We start from the raw sequence: 18,485 nt of genomic DNA on the forward strand, positions 1-18,485 counted from the left end.
GCAGGTGTTGCCATGGGGGTTTGCTCCTTGCAAAAAGTGAAGCCGAACAGGCGAAAAATGCCGTGCGACTGCAAGGAGACAGTTCAAGACCCGTGCCAACTGAAATTTAATTGTTGTTAATCAGTAGTTTGCGTTTTTTCTGTACGTTTTTTGAGCACTTTTGTGCGAGAAAACCCGAAAAAGTGCGCAACTTCTTGCGCAGTACTGTGCAAGAAGTTGCGCAGTTGGCTGCAGGCCACGTTGAGTATAGCCTGCAGCAATGTATGCACAGGGTTATCCACATTTGAGTGCGCAAGAAGTTGCGCAGTTGGGGAAATCGGCCGCGAGCATTTCAAGAGGCAAAACGAGCGTCGACTGACCGATCGATCGTCGCCGACAGGCACCCACTCACTGACGACTGAATGCGCTCGCCATCGCACCTCATGCGCCATGACCCTGTAAACTGTCGGCCAACTTGTCCCCCCCTCAAACGAGAGCTGCCCATGGCCAACCACGACCTCACCTTCGTTCCCGATCTCGATGCCGACTCCATCTCCTCCGACGTTGTCGGTTTCGGCGGCGTGCTGGTCTCCACCCAGATCCCGACCCGGGCAGACGGCAGCCTGGAACTGGGCGACATCACCCTGCAGAGCGAATGCACCCTGCAAGCCCTGAAGGTGGCACTGGAGCGCGCCGGCAGCTCGATGGACAGGGTCATGCACCTGACCATCTACCTCACCGACATGGCCGACCGCGCCGCCTTCAATGCGGTGTACCAGCGCTTTTTCGCCAAGCCATGGCCAGTGCGGGCCGCAGTTGGCGTGGCCGCCCTTGCGGTCGAAGGCATGCGCGTGGAAGTGACGGCCATGGCGGCCAAGGGCTGAGACCAGCCGTAGGCGGTCGCCTGGCTCAGGACCGCGGCAGGCAGGCCAGCATCTGACGGATACGCTGCTGGGTATAGCCGGCTCGTGCAGCCGCCTCATCGATCGACTGCCGAGTCACCGTCTGCTCGATCAACCCGCCTTTGCGGGAGAATCCGGCCTGGCCAAGCACGACGAAATCGACCGGCTCGCTGATACCGTTGTAGGCACGGATATCGCTGGCGCTGCTGGCTGCTCGCCCTCTCCGGCAGCCGTCCCCTGGTTTGTCCGGGGACGACCGAAAAGGGGGCGTCAGGCCTGACTCGACAGCGCTGCAGCGCTGCCCCACAGGGATAGGGCCGGATACCTGTGCGGTGATTGCATTGGTGTGCAACAACTGGTGCAGCGCGATTGAGCCTTCGCCAAAAGCCGGCCCGCTTTCGCCCACAAGCGCGAACGTGCCGTGCAGGCCCTTGCCTGCGACCCAGACGATCGATCCCAGCATGCTCGCCTTGGCGGCCACCGCTATGGGCAGTGTCTCGGAGTCCAGAGGCTGCACCTGGCCATCCACCTTGTGGCGCAATGAGGTGGTGGAAACATAGCTCTGCACCGTGGCGCCGCTCACGGTGTCAAGCAGCGGCCCCTTGCGCAGGCGGCCCTTGCCATTTCCGATGAGGTAGCGCCCATTGCCGCAGGATGTTCTGGCCTGCCCTGGCGCAAAGGGCTCGACTTCCATGGCATACACGCAGAACTCGGGCGTGTGCTCGGCAAACCCTTTGAGTTCCGCCTTCAGAAAAGCGTTTCGGCAATCAAGGTCGCATCGATAGCGGACACCTTTGCGCATGATCGAAAGGCCGTTGGCGATATAGGTGAACCCATGATCGCCAACGGTGTAGGCGCCCTTGCCACCATCCGGATTCACTGCCAGCCGCGCACGCACGGCGATCGAGCCATCCTTGAACACTCGCGTCACCAACACTCGGGAATCACCCTTGCTGCTGGTCAGTGTGCCAGGCGTACCGCAATCCTCGGCGCCTGAAGCCATTGACGCGGTGAGCAGAAAGCCCGCAGCAAGCCCGGACAGTACCGTTGCGCCAGACATTCTCGATCCCCCCCAGCTCAAGGACCAGCCGCAGGAGCGGCGGAGATACTGATGTAGAAGTCGATGGTGACTTCGCCCTTCTGGCTATCCGTCAGATAGGCCTTCAGCGGTTTCTGGGTCTGCCTGAGCGCCTTGACCTCCACCCAGTAGCTTCTGTTTTCAGTAATCACTCTGATTTCGGCAGCGCCCTGATCGGATGAGTCCTGGGTTGCGTAGGTGATGCGCAGGTCGCCGGAGGAGTTCAGGATCAGAAAGCGCTCCTGCCCGCCTGCCACCATGTCCAGTGTGGATCCGGATGGCAGACCTTTGATCGAGGGCACTTGCCCCTGAAACGGGTTGCAACCGGGAGCATCACTGTCAAAGCCCGGTGCAGTGGTGTAGATGCGCGCAATCCATTCATTGGCCTCATCGGCCAGCAAGGCCGCCTGGAGCTGCTGCTGGGCATTGAAACGTCCATTGATGGAAATAGGCGCCAGGCCGGCTGACCACGCGTTCTTCGTGCCGTCCGGCGGGGGAACCGGCCGTGACCCGATCGCGTCGGAGATGATCCGGTACGTCACCTCAGGGGCAGGCTGCAATGCAGCCAGGTAGTTATTGAGCGCCGCGACGATTTCGACCAGTTTCTCCTTGTACACCCTGTCGAATGCCTTCGCCCTGGAAATCGCGCCATACAACGAGTAGGCATTGGTAATCGACACGGCTCCAGAGCCAGCCTTCAGCTGGGCGATGCGCCTTATCAGCTCGTTACCCTCCTCCAGGCTGGCCCGCTCGTATATCGACTCGACACACATCACCGCTTGCACGCCACGGTGATAAAGCTGCTCTCTGGTGGGTTTGTACTGCGCAGCGGAAAAACCATAGAGCGATGCACTGCCAGCCGCAAGCGCTGCCACCTGGTGACCGTTGCCTGCAGTGACGGCCTTGTAGCCCCCAAGACCCAGCGCACCTGCCAGCGCCAATGACGATCCCGACTGCCAGTAGGCCAATCCGTTGGTCTTGCCCTGGAGCTCCATGCGGATCTTGCTGGCCAGTTGCGAGCCAGTGGCAGTCTTTGTTTCAGGCGCGATACTCTGCACATAAGGGTTGAACAGCGCACAGGATGCGAGCAGCGCGGCCCCGCCCATGACCAGCAGTCTGACCAGCCGTATCGTCATGATGCCAATCCTTTGGAAGGCTGTAACAACGACGATAGATCCGCCATGGCAAATAGCAAGTGCGCCAGTATTTAAGACGCCTGCAGCTGTCCTATGCTTCGGCTCAGGGCCCAGTGCGAGCAGGATATGTTTCACCAACCCCCTGTTTCCAGTACCCTCGACGCAACTGCGGACATACATCTGATTCCATGCGAAAACTTCTGCTTGGCGCCCTGGCGCTTGTTCTGACTGCCATGCTCCTGGGCTATGGCCTGTGGACCGAACAACGCCCGGCCGGCCACTACCTGTCCGACCTTCGTGTTGAAGTGGCGCTGAACCAGGGCGTGCCCGCCGACAAGGGCAATCTGCTGGGCATCGAGCCACTGCTGTATCCGGGCGACTACCAGAACCTGGCCCTGCTGCACCGCAAGCTCGCCGCCTACCTTGAACACGCTCGCACCCAGGGCCTTGTCGGCCCGCGCACGATCGTGGTGCTGCCCGAGCATATCGGCACCTGGCTGTGGGCCCGCGGCGAAAAGAAAGAGCTGTACCAGGTCACCCGCCTGCAGGAGGCCTGGCAATGGCTGGAGCTGAGCAACCCGCTGCGCTACGGGCTGGCGATGTTGAACGCCGAGGGCGACGACCGCCGCGCCGATGCGCACCTGCGCATGAAGGCCACGCAGATGGCAGCCGACTACCAGCAACTGTTCGGCGGCCTGGCCAGGGAGTTCGGCGTGACCCTGGTGGCCGGTTCCATCGTGCTGCCCACGCCGTATGCAGAGCAAGGCATCCTTCACAGTGGCAGCGGCGCGCTGTACAACAACGGCGTGGTATTCGCCAGCGACGGCAAGGTGATCGGCCAGCCGCAACGCCAGCAATACCCCGACAGTGAAGTGCGCCGCTTCATCCGCAGCGGCGATGCCTATCCGCTGCAAGTATTCGATACACCCGCAGGCCGCCTCGGCGTATTGGTGGGCAGCGACAGCTGGTACCCGGCCAACTACCAGCAACTGGCCGCGCAGTCGGCACAACTGATCGCGGTACCCGCCTTCATCAGCGGCCGAGACAGCTGGACCGCCCCCTGGCGCGGCAACCGCCACCAGCCGATGGCCGTGAGCCTGCCGCTCAAGGCCGGCCAGGTCGAGGAAGGCCAGGCCTGGCAGCGCCTGATCGGCCACGGCCAAAGCGCCGATACCACCCTGCTGAGTGTGTTCCTGCGCGGCCAGTTCTGGGAAATTGCCGGCGACGGCCTGGGCTTCGCCAGCCGCGACGGGCACTACGTCAGTGCCAGCAGTCATCCCGGCGCGCGCCTGCTCAACCTCTGGCTGTAACCGATGAACCGACCACGGGTACGCCTGGGGGATCTGTCGGTGGGGTTCATCCAGAGCCTTGCGCAGGCGCTGCAGCAACTGGGGCATGATCCGGCCCCCCTTCTGCAACGCTACGGGCTTGTGCCTGCACGGCTGGCCGAAGCCGGTGCGCGCCTGTCGATTCCGCGCTACATGCACCTGGGGCATGCCGCCATTGCACTCAGCAACGAACCGGCGCTGGGCTTGCACATGGGCCGCCTGAGCCGCCTGAACCAGGCCGGCCTGGCCGGTGTAGCCGCCGCCCAGGCCCCTACCCTGGGCGAGGCCGCGCGTACGCTGGTGCGTTTCGAGCCGCTGTACGCCGCCAACTACCGTGGCCAGTCCAGCCTCCATGAGGACAATCAGGGCGCCTGGCTGCGCTTCTATTCGATCAGCCCGTACAACGACTACAACCGCTTCGTGGTCGACTCGGTACTGGCCGGCTGGCTGGCACAACTGTCGGGGCTGGTGGGGGTGGCAATGCAGGCGGAGCGCATGGAGATCGAGTTTTGCGCGCCCGCCTATGCCGACCGTTACCAGAGCCTGTGCAGCAGCCCGGTGCAGTTCGGGGCCACACATAATCAGTTGCGCCTGGACCGCGCCAGCCTGGCGCTGCGCAACCCGGCCCATTGCCCCAGCACCTGGCAGCACCTGTTGCAGCTATGCGAGCAGGAACTGGCGGAGCGCACGCGCATGCGCAGCCTGGCTGAGCGTATCGCCCATCTGCTGGGGCCATTGCTCAACGGCGGACGTGAACCGGACCTGGGTGAAGTGGCGGCGCAGTTGCAACTGCCCACGTGGACCTTACGGCGCAAGCTGGCCGAGGAAGGCACGCAGTTTCGGGCGATTCTGAACGACACGCGCCGAGATCTGGCTGTGACCTACATCCGCGACACGGAGCTGGCCTTTGGCGAAATAGCCTACCTGCTGGGGTTTGCGTCGGCAGAGGCCTTCCAGCGCGCATTCAAGCGCTGGAACGGCGTGACGCCGGGGGACTTTCGCCGCAGCCAGCGGCGGGGCGCATGAGCCCGATCAGAGCTCGGTAGCGTCTTCGGCCGGCTCTGGCGGGTCGAGTTCGAATGCGCGGTATTCCAGCAGTTCTTCTTGATAGTCGTCCATTGCCTGCTCCTTGATTTTCTCGATCATGTCATTGAGTCGTGCTTCACCCTAAAGTGCCCAGGTGAAGAAAAAATGACCGTGACGTGAAAGGCTGGCGCAAGGTGGCTCGCCCTTCGCTGGCAAGCCAGCGAAAATTACAAGCGCTCAGCCCATTGAGATAAACGTAGCAGGCAATCGATGATTTATCCGATGCGTCACAGCGGCGCAGGCGCGTCGGGCGTCGGGGCCGCTGGAGGCTGCGCCGGTGCGGCGGCAGGCTCGGTGGGCGGTGCAGTCTGTTCGACCGTGATCGGCGCCGCATCCTGGGGCGGCGCCACAGGCTGCGAGCTCTTGCTGTCGTCGACCAGCGGTGCAGCCGGCGCTTGCGCTGCCGGTACCGCCACCACCGGCGCTGCGACCTCGGCAGGTGCCGCAGGGGCCGGAGCCTGCGCCGGCGCGGCCTCGACGGCCGGAGCGCTTGGCGCAGCAGGCGCAGGTTCGGGCACTCCCAGGTCGAGAGCCGGCTTGGCGGGTTCGGCCTTGGGCTCGACCTTGGCCTTCTTGCTCGGCTTGGGCAGGAAACTCTCGACCAACGCAAAGTAGCGCTCGTAGAACTTGGGCGAGGTCACCGTTTCGCTGGCCACTTTGACCATGGAGTCGTCCGACGAGCCGATCGGCATCGACACCGACCCCAGCACACCCACCCCGAGGCTGGCCGAAGTGTTGGATTTTTTCAGCGCATAACGGTCCTGCAGGGCATTGGCGAACATGGTCGAGCGCTGACCGGAACCGGTGTCGTTGGCACAGACCACGTTGAAGCTGATCTGCAGGTGCGAGTCGCCCGTCTGCTGGAAGCTCTTGTTGCCATTGACCTGGCCCGGTTCGCTGGTGGTGATGATGTAGCCCTGGCTGAGCAGCGCGCGCCGGGCAGCCTCGCAGGTACCTGCTTCGCTGACCGGAAAGCTGCGCGAGAAGGTGCCCGAGTCGTCGAAGTTCTCGTGTTCGTAGATGGCGGCTTTCTTCGAGGAACAGCCGGCAACGCCCGCCAGCACAAGGGCCAGCCCGAGCGCAGTGAAGACGGTTGACTTTGACATTGAAAATCCTGCGAAAAACGGTCGGCGCCTATTGTGCATCACATCCGCAGATGACTGAAACCGCAACCGGGCGATCCGGCACTAAATTTCACCTGCACAGCGGCTGGCATGCACTACACAGCCGTCCTGAACCATTGGTCGCGATTTTTTTCGTTCACTATTTAACCAGCTTTCCCACGTCATACCGGGAAATGTCTGACTCCCCGCTACACCTTGAGCCCATCGATACTGGCCCGGCATGCGACAGAAAATGGCAATACGCCACTACGTCAGCCACTGACCATCGACCCAGGAGCATTCAAGGTGAAAAACATATCGGTGAAAGTGAAGCTGGCCCTCGGTTTCGCGAGTATCGTGCTGCTGATGGCGCTCCTCGCCGTGATCGGCATTCGCAGCCTCAACACCCTGACCACCCGTGCCGATCGGCTGGTGTCGGTCAATCACGTGCTCGACCACACCAATGACATTCGCGCCGCGCGCCTGTCGTATGAACACCACGGCGATGAAAACCTTGCGGCGCAATTGAACACCTCTTACAGCACCCTGGTGGCGCTGATCGAGGAGAACCTCCAGCGCCTGGACGACGCAGTGTCCAGGCAGCAGTTGCAACACGTGCTGGAAAACATGCAGGGCTACATGCAGCAGTTTCGCCAGCTGCAAACCGCCCAGCAGGACATAGGCCGCATCCAGGCCGATTCCGAGCGCCTGGGCAGCAGCCTGCAGAACGATGTACGTACACTGACCCAGGCGCTGTACCAGGACGACGCCGGCAACGTCCGTCGCGACCTTGCCACCCTCAACGACGCCCTGAGCGACCTGCGCCAGAACAGCCTGGCCATGATGCGCGAGGGCAGCACCAAACGCCTGGACACGGTGCGTGAGGCCCACACACGCGCCAATGACAGCGTGAAGCGCCTGGGCAGCGGTCACCCGCAACTGGGTAGACTGCCCTCCGACCTGGACCAGTACCTGCAACTGGCCGAGCGCTTTGCCCGCGATGTCGAGCAGCAGGCCCGCAGCCGTACGGTGCTGGTGAGCAATATCGAAACCAGCCTGGAAGCGATCAATACGCTGATCGCACGCCAGAATCAGCTCAGCGTCGACGAATCCAGCCACAGCCGTGCATTGATGCTCGGGCTGCTGGTTGGCGCCATGCTGCTGGGCGGTGCGATCGGCTGGGTGATCATCCGCCAGATCACCCAGCCGTTGCAGCAGGCCGTAGTGATCGCGCGTCGTATCGGTGCCGGCGACCTGAGGGATAACAGCAGCGAGCTGCGCCGTGACGAGTTTGGCCAGTTGCTCCAAGCCCTCTCCCAAAGCGGCGACAACCTGCGCGGTGTGCTGGGCCAGGTGGGCACCGTTACCGCTCAGTTGTCAGCGGCGGCCGAGCAGCTCTCGGCCATCACCGAACAGACCCGTGCCGGCGTCGACAGCCAGAAACTGGAGACCGACCAGGTCGCCACGGCCATGAGCGAAATGGTAGCCACGGTGCAGGAAGTGGCGCGCAATGCCGAGCAGGCCAGTACCGCCACCCGCCAGGCCAACAGCCAGGCCAGCCAGGGCAATCTGGTGGTACAGCGCGCACTGACCCAGATCGACCAGTTGGCCGACGACATCGGCACCTCCGCCGACGCCGTCGGCAGGTTGTCCGAAGAGAGCGAACGCATCGGCAGTGTGATGACGGTGATCAATGCCATCGCCGAGCAGACCAACCTGCTGGCGCTCAACGCCGCCATTGAGGCGGCACGTGCCGGCGAGGCCGGGCGTGGCTTCGCCGTGGTGGCCGATGAGGTGCGCGGGCTGGCCCAACGCACCCAGCAGTCCACCGCAGAGATCGAGACATTGATCGGGTCATTGCAGCAGGGTGCGCAGAGGGCTGCAGAACGCATGCACACCAGCCAGGGCATGGTCGGTACGACAGTCGGGCTGGCCAATGAGGCAGGCGTGGAGCTGCAGGCCATCACACACACGGTCACGCACATCCAGGCCATGAACGTGCAGATCGCGACCGCCGCCGAACAGCAGAGCGCGGTAGCCGAAGAGATCGGTCGCAGCGTGATCAGTGTGCGTGATGTGGCCGAACAGACGTCCACCGCCTCGGCGCACACTGCCACCTCGGCGGCAGAGCTGGCGCGCCTGGGCACTGAGCTGCAAGGGCTGCTTTCGCGCTTCAAGGTCTGAGGGGCATATTCTTTCGCCAGCAAGGCCGGCACCTGCAGGCAGTACGTCGCCAGCAGGTGCCAGCCTTGGCGGCCAGGCTTTTCTGCAGGCACAAAAAAAGCGACCCTAAGGTCGCTTTTTTTGTTGCTTCGAGGAGTTCAAGGGCCTCGAGGCGGATATGGCGCAGCGGACGGGACTCGAACCCGCGACCCCCGGCGTGACAGGCCGGTATTCTAACCGACTGAACTACCGCTGCGTATCGCACAGGCTTTTCACCTGTTTGAAACTGGGATCTGGCCTGAAGCCTTGGCTTCGGACCTCAAACCGGTTGTTGAACCGATCTGGAGAAAAGTGGCGCAGCGGACGGGACTCGAACCCGCGACCCCCGGCGTGACAGGCCGGTATTCTAACCGACTGAACTACCGCTGCGCATAGTGGACTTGCGTCCTGTTCCTCTCTGGTAACACCGTCTTTCGAAAGTGTCGGGCCAGGAACATCTCAGGAAGTGGTGGGTGATGACGGGATCGAACCGCCGACCCTCTGCTTGTAAGGCAGATGCTCTCCCGGCTGAGCTAATCACCCGTGTGCTTCGCTGAGGTGGTGAAATTTACGCAGGTATCGAACCTAAGTCAATACCAGTGTTGAAGTTTTTTTCACTTTCGTAAAAAAACAGCTGCAGGCTTCAAGCAACAAGCTGCAAGTAAAAGCAGAATCAAAAGCCGATTGCACAGGTTCTTGCAACGTGCCGCGTGAAGCCCGCCGCTTACGTGTAAATCATCTTCTTGGTCATGCCACCGTCCACCACGAACTCCTGGCCGGTGACAAAACCCGCGTTGCGCGACAACAGCCATGCCACCATCGCCGCCACATCTTCCACGGTTCCTACCCTGCCCGCCGGGTGCTGCGCATGGTCGGCCTCGCTCAAGGGCTCGGCACGGCGCAGCGAAGGGTCCCGCGTATCGATCCAGCCAGGGCTGACAGCGTTGACGCGGATCTCCGGGCCCAGGCTCATGGCCAGTGCGTGGGTCAGGGCCAGCAGCCCGCCCTTGCTCGCAGCATAGGCCTCGGTATCGGGTTCGGACTGTGCCGCACGGGTGGACACCAGGTTGACGATGGCGCCGCAATGCGCGCGCAGGTAAGGCGCACAGTGCTTGGCCAGCAGCATCGGGCCACCCAGGTTGACCGCCAGCACGCGGTTCCAGTGGTTCAGGCTGAGGCTTTCGAGGGTGGTATTGTGCGGGTCGGCAATCGCCGCGTTGCACACCAGCGCATCCAGGCGCCCGAACTGCCCCAGCACCTCGGCCACGCCCACCGTCACCTGGGCCTCGTCGGCCACGTCCATGCCGACAAACCAGGCGTTGTCACCGAGCACCTTGGCCACCTTCGCGCCACGGGCCCGATCCAGGTCGGTGAGCACCACTTGCCAGCCCTCGCTGATCAGCCAGGCCGCGATGCCCAGGCCGATCCCGCGTGCAGCGCCGGTTACCAGCGCCACACGCCCGTTGTGGCTGCTCTCGCTCACCGACCAGTCGATCACAGCGCCGCCAGACCGCGCGCCAGGTCGGCCTGCAGGTCGCCCACGTCTTCCAGGCCCACGGCAACCCTGATCAGGCTGTCGCGAATCCCGGCAGCCTCACGCTCCTGCGGTGCCAGACGGCCGTGGGAGGTGGTGGCCGGGTGGGTGATGGTGGTCTTGCTGTCACCCAGGTTGGCGGTGATTGAAATCAGCCGCGTGGCGTCGATGAAGCGCCATGCGCCCTCCTTGCCACCCTTGACCTCGAAGCTCACCACCGCACCGAAGCCGCGCATCTGGCGCTTGGCCAGCTCGTGCTGCGGGTGGCTTGGCAGGCCCGCGTAATGCACCTTCTCGACACCGTCCTGCTGCTCCAGCCACTCGGCCAGGGCCTGGGCATTGGCGCAGTGGGCGCGCATGCGCAGGTTCAGCGTTTCCAGGCCCTTGAGGAACACCCAGGCGTTGAACGGGCTCAGCGTCGGCCCAGCAGTACGCAGAAAGCCCACCACTTCCTTCATGTGCTCGTTGCGTCCGGCGACCACGCCGCCCATGCAGCGGCCCTGGCCGTCGATGAACTTGGTCGCCGAATGCATGACGATGTCCGCGCCCAGCTTCAATGGCTGTTGCAGGGCCGGAGTGCTGAAGCAGTTGTCCACCACCAGCAGCGCGCCCCGGGCATGGGCGATCTCGGCCAGCGCGCCGATGTCCACCAGCTCGGCCAGCGGATTGGACGGCGACTCGACGAACAGCAGCCTGGTATTGGGCTTGATCGCCTGCTCCCAGCCAGCCAGGTTGGCCAGCGGCACGTAGTCGACCTGCACGCCGAAGCGCTTGAAGTACTTCTCGAACAGGCTGATGGTCGAACCGAACACGCTCTGCGAGACCAGCACATGGTCGCCAGCGCTGCACAAGGCCATCACCAGCGACAGGATCGCGGACATGCCTGTGGAGGTGGCGACCGCCTGCTCGGCGCCTTCCAGGGCGGCGATGCGCTCCTCGAAGGCCCTTACGGTCGGGTTGGTGTAGCGCGAATAGACGTTGCCTGGAACCTCGCCGGCGAACCGCGCAGCGGCATCGGCCGCCGTACGGAACACGTAGCTGGAGGTGAAGAACAGCGGGTCGCTGTGCTCACCTTCCGGCGTGCGATGCTGGCCGGCGCGTACCGCCAGCGTATCGAAAGCGACCCCGTCGAGGTCGCTGTCCAGGCGCCCGGCATCCCATTGCTGTGTCATGCCGTTGCTCCCCTTGTCAGTTGTTGTAAAGGTCGATGATCGCGCTGACCGCCTGGTTCTTGACCTTGGAGGCGTCGTTGCGCGCCTGCTCGATCTTGTCCAGGTAGGCGGCGTCGATGTCGCCAGTCACGTACTGGCCATCGAACACCGCGCAATCGAAATGCTCGATCTTGATCTTGCCACCACCTACAGCCTCGATCAGGTCCGGCAGGTCCTGGTAGACCAGCCAGTCGGCGCCGATCAGTTCGGCCACGTCCTGGGTGCTGCGGTTGTGCGCGATCAGTTCATGAGCGCTCGGCATGTCGATGCCGTAGACGTTGGGGAAACGCACCGCTGGCGCGGCGGAGCAGAAGTAGACGTTCTTCGCGCCGGCTTCGCGGGCCATCTGGATGATCTGCTTGCAGGTGGTGCCGCGCACGATCGAGTCGTCGACCAGCATCACGTTCTTGCCGCGGAACTCCAGCTCGATGGCATTGAGCTTCTGGCGTACCGACTTCTTGCGCGCGGCCTGGCCGGGCATGATGAAGGTACGGCCGATGTAGCGGTTCTTGACGAAGCCTTCACGGAACTTCACGCCCAGGTGGTTGGCCAGTTCCAGCGCCGCAGTACGGCTGGTATCGGGAATCGGGATGACCACGTCGATGTCGTGCTCGGGACGCTCGCGCAGGATCTTCTCGGCAAGCTTCTCGCCCATGCGCAGGCGCGCCTTGTACACCGACACACCGTCGATGATCGAGTCCGGGCGGGCCAGGTAAACGTGCTCGAAGATGCAGGGGGAAAGCTTGGGCGCGATGGCGCACTGGCGGGTGTGCAGCTTGCCTTCTTCGGTGATGTACACCGCTTCGCCCGGCGCCAGGTCGCGGATCAGGGTGAAGCCGAGCACGTCCAGCGAGACGCTTTCGGAGGCGATCATGTATTCGACGCCTTCGTCGGTGTGACGCTGGCCGAACACGATCGGGCGGATGCCGTTCGGATCGCGGAAGCCGACGATGCCGTAGCCGGTGATCATCGCCACCACCGCGTAGCCACCCACGCAACGGTTGTGCACGTCGGTCACGGCGGCGAACACGTCTTCCTCGGTCGGTTGCAGCTTGCCGCGCACCGCCAGCTCATGGGCGAATACGTTGAGCAGCACTTCGGAGTCGGAGTTGGTGTTGACGTGGCGCAGGTCGGACTCGTAGATCTCCTTGGCCAGTTGCTCCACATTGGTCAGGTTGCCGTTGTGCGCCAGGGTGATGCCATACGGCGAGTTGACGTAGAACGGCTGGGCCTCGGCCGAGGTCGAGCTGCCCGCGGTCGGGTAGCGCACATGACCGATGCCCATGTGGCCCACCAGACGCTGCATGTGACGCTGCTGGAACACGTCACGTACCAGGCCGTTGTCCTTGCGCAGGAATAGTCGGCCATCATGGCTTGTAACGATACCGGCAGCATCCTGGCCGCGGTGCTGGAGCACGGTTAGCGCGTCATACAGCGCCTGATTGACGTTCGACTTACCGACGATACCGACGATGCCACACATGCGACGCAACCCCTACATTATGAAACTTGACGGATCAGCACTCAGGGCGCTTTGGGCCCAAGCAACTGTTCTTGAAACGGGAGATCAGCCGGTGCGCTGATTCCGCTGGCTAGCCACTGGCTGGTCAGCCCCAGAATGAGGTTTTTCGACCAGTCAGCCACCAATAGAAATTGTGGCAGCAGGCGAGACTCCTGCCACCACGGGTCCTGTTGTACCGGCCCCAGGCTCAGCAGCCCGACCGCCACCACGACGAGCAGGGCCCCGCGAGCGGCGCCGAACGCCATGCCCAGGAAACGATCGGTCCCGGACAACCCGGTGACGCGAATCAGCTCGCCGATCAGAAAATTGATCATTGCCCCCACCAGCAAGGTGGCGACGAAAAGAATGGCACATCCGGCTATCACCCGCGCCGATGGCGTCTGGATGTAGCCTTCAAGGTACTGCGAGATACCGCCACCGAACATCCAGGCGACTGCACCGGCGATGATCCAGGTAAGCAGCGACAAGGCTTCCTTGACGAAACCGCGCTTGAGACTGATCAGCGAAGAAACGGCGATGATCGCGAGAATCGCCCAGTCGACCCAGGTAAATGCCACAGTGCTGCCTGCAAACGGATAAGGCGGCGCATTTTACCAGAGCGGTGGGCTATCGGTAAGCGGTGATTTGCCGTCCGGCGGCGGCCGGACGGCGGGGGGGGGTCAGCTACGTTCGGGCTGGAAGCGCACCACAAAACCCTTGAGGTTCTGCTGGCGGTTGATCACATCGCGCAGGCGCTCGGCTTCGGCACGCTCGATCAGCGGCCCGACGAACACCCGGTTGGTACCTTCGGCCGAGCGAATATAGGCGTTGTAGCCCTGGCTACGCAGGGTTTTCTGCAGGTTCTCGGCATTGGCGCGGTTGGACAGGCTGGCCAGTTGCACCGACCAGCTCACCGGCAGGCCATTGCCATCGACCTTGGCAGGTGCACTGGCAACCGGCTTGGCCGGGGCCGCCGCAGGCTTGCTGACCGGCGCAGGCGTGGCCGGCTTGGCCTCCGTCACCGGCGCGGCGGGCGCTGGGGTGGGTGCAGTCACCACCGGTGCCGGGGCAATGGGCGTGCTCGGTGCGCTGGGTTCCTGGGCGGTGAGCGCCTCATCCTGGATCACCTGCGGCTCGGGCACCTCCACCGGCTCCACCTGCACCTGCGGCAAGGCCGGCACAGCCGGGGCGGCGGGCGCCTCGACATGCACCTGGCGCAGCTCGTCCTCACGGGTGAACAGCATCGGCAGGAAGATCACCGCCAGTGCCACCAGCACCAGCGCGCCCACCATCCGCTGCTTGACGACTTTATCCAGCAACGCCATTTGCCCCGTCCTCCATGGTCTGCCGGCTCAGCCACTGCAGGGCCTCGCCGACACAGAAAAATGATCCGAACAGCAGGATCTGGTCGCCTGCCGTCGCTTGCGCGCACTGCCCGTCAAGGGCGTCGGCGACGCTTGCATACGACTTCACGTCGGCGCCAAGGTTCTGCAACGCGGCCTGCAACTCGCTTGCAGGCCGGCTGCGGGCGGTGTCCAGAGGCGCAACCGCCCAGTGGGCCACTTGCGCACGCAGCGGTTCGATCACCCCGGCCAGGTCCTTGTCGGCCAGCAGGCCGAATACCGCCAGGCGCCTGCCGGCCACCGGGCGCGAAGCCAGGCGCTGAGCGAGGTACTGGGCCGCATGTGGATTATGGCCGACGTCGAGCAGAATGCTCAGGTGCTTGCCCTGCCAGATGAACTGGCGACGGTCGAGACGCCCGACGATACGAGTGTCGCGCAGTGCCTGGGCGATCTGCGCGGCATTCCAGGGCAGGCCGGTCAGCAGGTAGGTCTGCAGCGCCAGCGCCGCGTTTTCCATGGGCAGATCGAGCAACGGCAGGTCGTGCAGCTCGACGGCAATGCCGTGCGCATCCACGCCCCGCCACTGCCAGTACTGGTCGGTGCTGGACAGGTCGAAGTCGCGTCCGCGCAGCAGGAACCGGCAGCCTAGTTCGCGTGCCTTGTCCAGCAACGGCTGCGGCGGGTCGAGGTCGCCACACAGCGCCGGCTTGTCGGCACGGAAAATCCCGGCCTTCTCGAAGGCCACCGACTCACGGGTATCGCCAAGGAAATCGCAATGGTCGACACCGATACTGGTGACCACGGCAAGGTCAGCGTCCACCAGGTTGACGGTATCGAGCCGCCCGCCCAGGCCCACTTCAAGCACCACGGCGTCCAGCGCCGACTGCTGGAACAGCCAGAACGCCGCCAGGGTACCGGCCTCGAAGTAGGTCAGGGAGGTCTCGCCACGCGCCGCTTCGACGGCGGCGAATGCCTGGCACAGCTGCGCATCGCTGGCCTGCTGGCCGTCGATCTGCACCCGCTCGTTGTAGCGCAGCAGGTGCGGCGAGCTGTAGACCCCGACCTTCAGGCCCTGGGCCTGCAGCAGGCTGGCCACGAAGGCACAGGTAGAGCCCTTGCCATTGGTGCCGGTAACGGTAATCACCCGAGGCGCGGGCTGGCCCAGCCCGAGGCGCGTTGCGACCTGCCGCGAACGCTCCAGGCCCATGTCGATTGTCGACGGGTGCAACTGCTCGAGGTAGGCGAGCCACTCGCCCAGGGTGCGCTGGGTCATACGTTGGCAGGCACCGGTGGTACCACGATCGGCTCGATCACGGGGGCGACGAACTTCGGCGTCGGCAGGCCCATCATCTGTGCCAGCAGATTGCCCAGGCGCGGGCGCAGTTCGGATCGAGCGATGATCATGTCGATGGCACCGTGCTCCAGCAGGAACTCGCTGCGCTGGAAGCCTTCAGGCAGTTTTTCGCGCACGGTCTGTTCGATAACCCGAGGGCCGGCAAAGCCGATCAGCGCCTTGGGCTCGCCTACGATCACGTCGCCGAGCATTGCCAGGCTGGCCGAAACGCCGCCGTAAACAGGGTCGGTGAGAACCGAGATGAACGGGATGCCTTCTTCGCGCAGGCGCGCCAGCACGGCGGAGGTCTTGGCCATCTGCATCAGCGAGATCAGCGCTTCCTGCATGCGCGCGCCGCCCGAGGCCGAGAAGCAGACCATCGGACAACGGTTTTCCAGGGCATAGTTGGCGGCACGCACGAAACGCTCGCCGACGATGGCACCCATCGAACCGCCCATGAAGGAGAACTCGAACGCACTGACCACCACCGGCATGCCCAGCAGGGTACCGCTCATGGAAACCAGGGCGTCCTTTTCGCCGGTCTGCTTCTGCGCAGCAACCAGGCGGTCCTTGTACTTCTTGCCGTCGCGGAACTTCAGGCGGTCGACCGGCTCCAGGTCGGCACCCAGCTCATTGCGGCCTTCGGCGTCGAGGAAGATGTCGATGCGTGCACGTGCGCCGATGCGCATGTGGTGATTGCACTTGGGGCACACATCCAGGGTCTTTTCCAGCTCCGGACGATACAGCACGGCCTCGCAGGACGGGCATTTGTGCCACAGCCCTTCGGGTACCGAGCTCTTCTTCACCTCGGAACGCATGATCGAAGGGATCAGTTTGTCTACCAACCAGTTGCTCATGCTTTCTTTCTCCAGTAGCGGCGACCGGCAGGCAAAAGTTGCCGGGTCACGCGTATGCCCTTGAGCTCAATTCGTGTATGACGCGATGATGAAACGTGGCCGGCGGTGCGCGTTCAGCGCGGTACCACCCTGCCCCAGCTTCATCGTCAACCTGTAAAGGCGACGCCGGTGGCGCCACCCGGTAATTTCGATCGGCCCGTGGGCGCGATCCGGCAGCAACGGGCTGCGAAAGCTATGGACGATGGCGCACCGCCAGCCGTCACATCGAGCATTCGCCCGCCCCTCACGCCTGGCGCACCGCGCGCATGAACGCCTCGATGCGGGCCGGGTCCTTGATGCCCTTGGCCTGCTCCACCCCACCACTGACGTCCACTGCATAAGGACGCACCTGGGCGATGGCCGCCCCGACATTGTCGGCCGAGAGGCCGCCAGCCAGGATGATCGGCTTGCTCAGGTGCTCGGGTATCAGGGACCAGTCGAACGCCTCGCCGGTTCCACCCGGAACGCCGGCCACGAAAGTGTCGAGGAGGATGCCGCTGGCCTTGGCGTACTGCTGGCAGCCGGCCTCCAGGTCATCCCCGGGGCGAACCCGCAGGGCCTTGATCCAGGGACGGTGGTAGCCGTCGCAGTCGGCCGGGGTTTCGTCGCCATGAAACTGCAGCAGGTCCAGCGGCACGGCGTCGAGGATCTCGTTGAGCTCACAGCGGCTGGCGTTGACGAACAGGCCCACGGTGGTGACGAAGGGCGGCAGTGCAGCGATGATCGCCCGCGCCTGCTGCACGTTCACCGCCCGCGGACTTCTGGCGTAGAACACCAGCCCGATGGCGTCGGCGCCCGCCTCGGCCGCGGCCAGCGCATCCTCGATGCGGGTAATCCCGCAGATCTTGCTGCGAACGGCGGACATGGCCTGTGAACCTCAGCTGAACCGGAAAGCTCCGGATGTTAGCAAATGCCTTGCGGGCCGTCAGCCGTCAACGACTCGTAACCCGTAAGGAAATGTGGCCCGATGAAACGCTCAGGCAGTTCGAACTCGTCATGGTATTCCACCTGCACCAGGTACAGCCCGAACGGGTGCGCGGTCACCCCGCCGGTACGACGCACGCGGCTTTCGAGCACTTCCCTGGCCCACTCGGGCGGACGCTCGCCGGCGCCGATGGTCATCAGCACGCCGGCAATGTTGCGCACCATGTGGTGCAGGAAGGCGCTGGCACGGATATCCAGCACGATCATGCGCCCATGCCGGCTCACCCGCAGGTGATGGATCTGCTTGATCGGCGACTTGGCCTGGCACTGGCCGGCGCGGTAGGCGCTGAAGTCATGGGTGCCCACCAGGTAGGCTGCGGCTTCGGCCATGCGCCCGGCATCGAGTGGGCGGTGATTCCAGGTAACCTGGTCGCCCAGGTGCGCCGGGCGGATCTGGTCGTTGTAGATCACGTAGCGGTAGCGCCGGGCAATGGCCTTGAAGCGCGCGTGAAAGTGCGCCGGCATCTGCCTGGCCCAAGACACGCTGACGTCATGCGGCAGGTTGATGTTGGCGCCCATGGTCCAGGCCTTCATGCTGCGCACCGCCCGCGTGTCGAAATGCACCACCTGGCCGCTGGCATGCACGCCGGCATCGGTACGCCCGGCGCACTGCAGCGACACTGGCGAGTCGGCGACCTTCGACAGCGCCTCCTCGAGGGTCTGCTGCACGCTCGGCACGCCACTGGCCTGGCGTTGCCAGCCACGGTAGCGGGTGCCTTTGTATTCCACGCCCAGCGCGATTCTGAAAAAGCCTTCGGCGGCCATTTCGGCTGCGGCGTTATCGATGATTTCCAAGGGGATACAGCCTGTCGGTTTACGCAATGGCGCGGATTATAACGACAACGGCAGCCACGAGGGCTGCCGTTGGC

General features: G+C 63.9%; 16 protein-coding genes, 3 tRNA genes and 1 pseudogene. 5 read left to right on the forward strand and 15 right to left on the reverse strand.

What is annotated here, in order from left to right:
- Positions 1-482 precede the first annotated feature (482 nt).
- A complete protein-coding gene (locus FW760_RS19480) occupies positions 483-863 on the forward strand; it encodes a RidA family protein (protein ID WP_043862834.1) in 381 nt (126 codons plus the stop codon).
- Positions 864-888: 25 nt separating this feature from the next.
- Here FW760_RS19480 and FW760_RS19485 read toward each other — a convergent pair whose 3' ends face one another.
- Both FW760_RS19485 and FW760_RS19490 read right to left on the reverse strand, forming a co-directional pair.
- Positions 889-1,941 carry a hypothetical protein gene (locus FW760_RS19485; protein ID WP_116055089.1) on the reverse strand — a complete coding sequence of 351 codons (1,053 nt, stop codon included), beginning with the start codon at positions 1,939-1,941 and terminating at the stop codon, positions 889-891.
- A gap of 17 nt (positions 1,942-1,958) precedes the next feature.
- Complete coding sequence (locus tag FW760_RS19490; protein ID WP_058541088.1) at positions 1,959-3,095, reverse strand: hypothetical protein; 1,137 nt, start codon at positions 3,093-3,095, stop codon at positions 1,959-1,961.
- A gap of 188 nt (positions 3,096-3,283) precedes the next feature.
- On the opposite strand from FW760_RS19490, the gene FW760_RS19495 reads away from it, so the two are divergent.
- Together FW760_RS19495 and FW760_RS19500 are read left to right on the forward strand one after the other, a co-directional pair.
- Entirely contained in the window at positions 3,284-4,405 is a 1,122-nt protein-coding gene (locus FW760_RS19495; protein WP_116055092.1) for a carbon-nitrogen hydrolase family protein, read from the forward strand.
- Between the two features lie 3 nt (positions 4,406-4,408).
- Positions 4,409-5,449, forward strand: coding sequence for an AraC family transcriptional regulator (locus tag FW760_RS19500; protein WP_058541086.1), 1,041 nt, complete (start codon positions 4,409-4,411; stop codon positions 5,447-5,449).
- A gap of 287 nt (positions 5,450-5,736) precedes the next feature.
- Here FW760_RS19500 and FW760_RS19505 read toward each other — a convergent pair whose 3' ends face one another.
- Positions 5,737-6,615, reverse strand: coding sequence for a DUF2242 domain-containing protein (locus FW760_RS19505; protein WP_058541085.1), 879 nt, complete (start codon positions 6,613-6,615; stop codon positions 5,737-5,739).
- A gap of 363 nt (positions 6,616-6,978) precedes the next feature.
- On the opposite strand from FW760_RS19505, the pseudogene FW760_RS19510 reads away from it, so the two are divergent.
- Both FW760_RS19510 and FW760_RS19515 read left to right on the forward strand, forming a co-directional pair.
- A pseudogene (locus FW760_RS19510) lies at positions 6,979-7,938 on the forward strand (methyl-accepting chemotaxis protein); the annotation flags it as partial.
- Positions 7,939-7,965: 27 nt separating this feature from the next.
- Positions 7,966-8,796, forward strand: a complete 831-nt coding sequence (locus FW760_RS19515; RefSeq protein WP_370409650.1) for a methyl-accepting chemotaxis protein — start codon at positions 7,966-7,968, stop codon at positions 8,794-8,796.
- A gap of 158 nt (positions 8,797-8,954) precedes the next feature.
- Here FW760_RS19515 and FW760_RS19520 read toward each other — a convergent pair.
- From FW760_RS19520 to truA, 12 genes are all read right to left on the reverse strand, one after another.
- A tRNA-Asp gene (locus FW760_RS19520) sits at positions 8,955-9,031 on the reverse strand.
- Between the two features lie 96 nt (positions 9,032-9,127).
- Positions 9,128-9,204, reverse strand: a tRNA-Asp gene (locus FW760_RS19525).
- Positions 9,205-9,281: 77 nt separating this feature from the next.
- Positions 9,282-9,357: transfer RNA gene (locus tag FW760_RS19530), tRNA-Val, on the reverse strand.
- Positions 9,358-9,538: 181 nt separating this feature from the next.
- The gene (locus tag FW760_RS19535; protein ID WP_178083081.1) at positions 9,539-10,297 is read right to left on the reverse strand and encodes an SDR family oxidoreductase; all 759 of its coding nucleotides are present in this window, start codon (positions 10,295-10,297) and stop codon (positions 9,539-9,541) included.
- 11 nt (positions 10,298-10,308) lie between these two features.
- Positions 10,309-11,520 carry an O-succinylhomoserine sulfhydrylase gene (locus tag FW760_RS19540; RefSeq protein WP_043862841.1) on the reverse strand — a complete coding sequence of 404 codons (1,212 nt, stop codon included), beginning with the start codon at positions 11,518-11,520 and terminating at the stop codon, positions 10,309-10,311.
- Positions 11,521-11,536: 16 nt separating this feature from the next.
- On the reverse strand, positions 11,537-13,042 hold the full coding sequence (purF, locus tag FW760_RS19545) for an amidophosphoribosyltransferase (protein WP_043862842.1): 1,506 nt from the start codon (positions 13,040-13,042) through the stop codon (positions 11,537-11,539).
- Between the two features lie 41 nt (positions 13,043-13,083).
- Positions 13,084-13,638, reverse strand: a complete 555-nt coding sequence (locus tag FW760_RS19550) for a CvpA family protein (RefSeq protein ID WP_043862843.1) — start codon at positions 13,636-13,638, stop codon at positions 13,084-13,086.
- Positions 13,639-13,740: 102 nt separating this feature from the next.
- Entirely contained in the window at positions 13,741-14,385 is a 645-nt protein-coding gene (locus tag FW760_RS19555) for an SPOR domain-containing protein (RefSeq protein ID WP_043862844.1), read from the reverse strand.
- A complete protein-coding gene (gene folC, locus FW760_RS19560; protein WP_116055098.1) occupies positions 14,369-15,676 on the reverse strand; it encodes a bifunctional tetrahydrofolate synthase/dihydrofolate synthase in 1,308 nt (435 codons plus the stop codon). The genes FW760_RS19555 and folC overlap by 17 nt, the downstream gene beginning before the upstream one ends.
- Positions 15,673-16,593 carry an acetyl-CoA carboxylase, carboxyltransferase subunit beta gene (gene accD / locus FW760_RS19565; protein WP_043862846.1) on the reverse strand — a complete coding sequence of 307 codons (921 nt, stop codon included), beginning with the start codon at positions 16,591-16,593 and terminating at the stop codon, positions 15,673-15,675. The genes folC and accD overlap by 4 nt, the downstream gene beginning before the upstream one ends.
- Before the next feature lie 283 nt (positions 16,594-16,876).
- On the reverse strand, positions 16,877-17,497 hold the full coding sequence (locus FW760_RS19570; protein ID WP_054916652.1) for a phosphoribosylanthranilate isomerase: 621 nt from the start codon (positions 17,495-17,497) through the stop codon (positions 16,877-16,879).
- Between the two features lie 38 nt (positions 17,498-17,535).
- Positions 17,536-18,381 carry a tRNA pseudouridine(38-40) synthase TruA gene (truA, locus tag FW760_RS19575; protein ID WP_054916657.1) on the reverse strand — a complete coding sequence of 282 codons (846 nt, stop codon included), beginning with the start codon at positions 18,379-18,381 and terminating at the stop codon, positions 17,536-17,538.
- Positions 18,382-18,485 lie beyond the last annotated feature (104 nt).

The sequence above is a fragment of the Pseudomonas sp. 1176_21 genome (genome assembly GCF_052850635.1).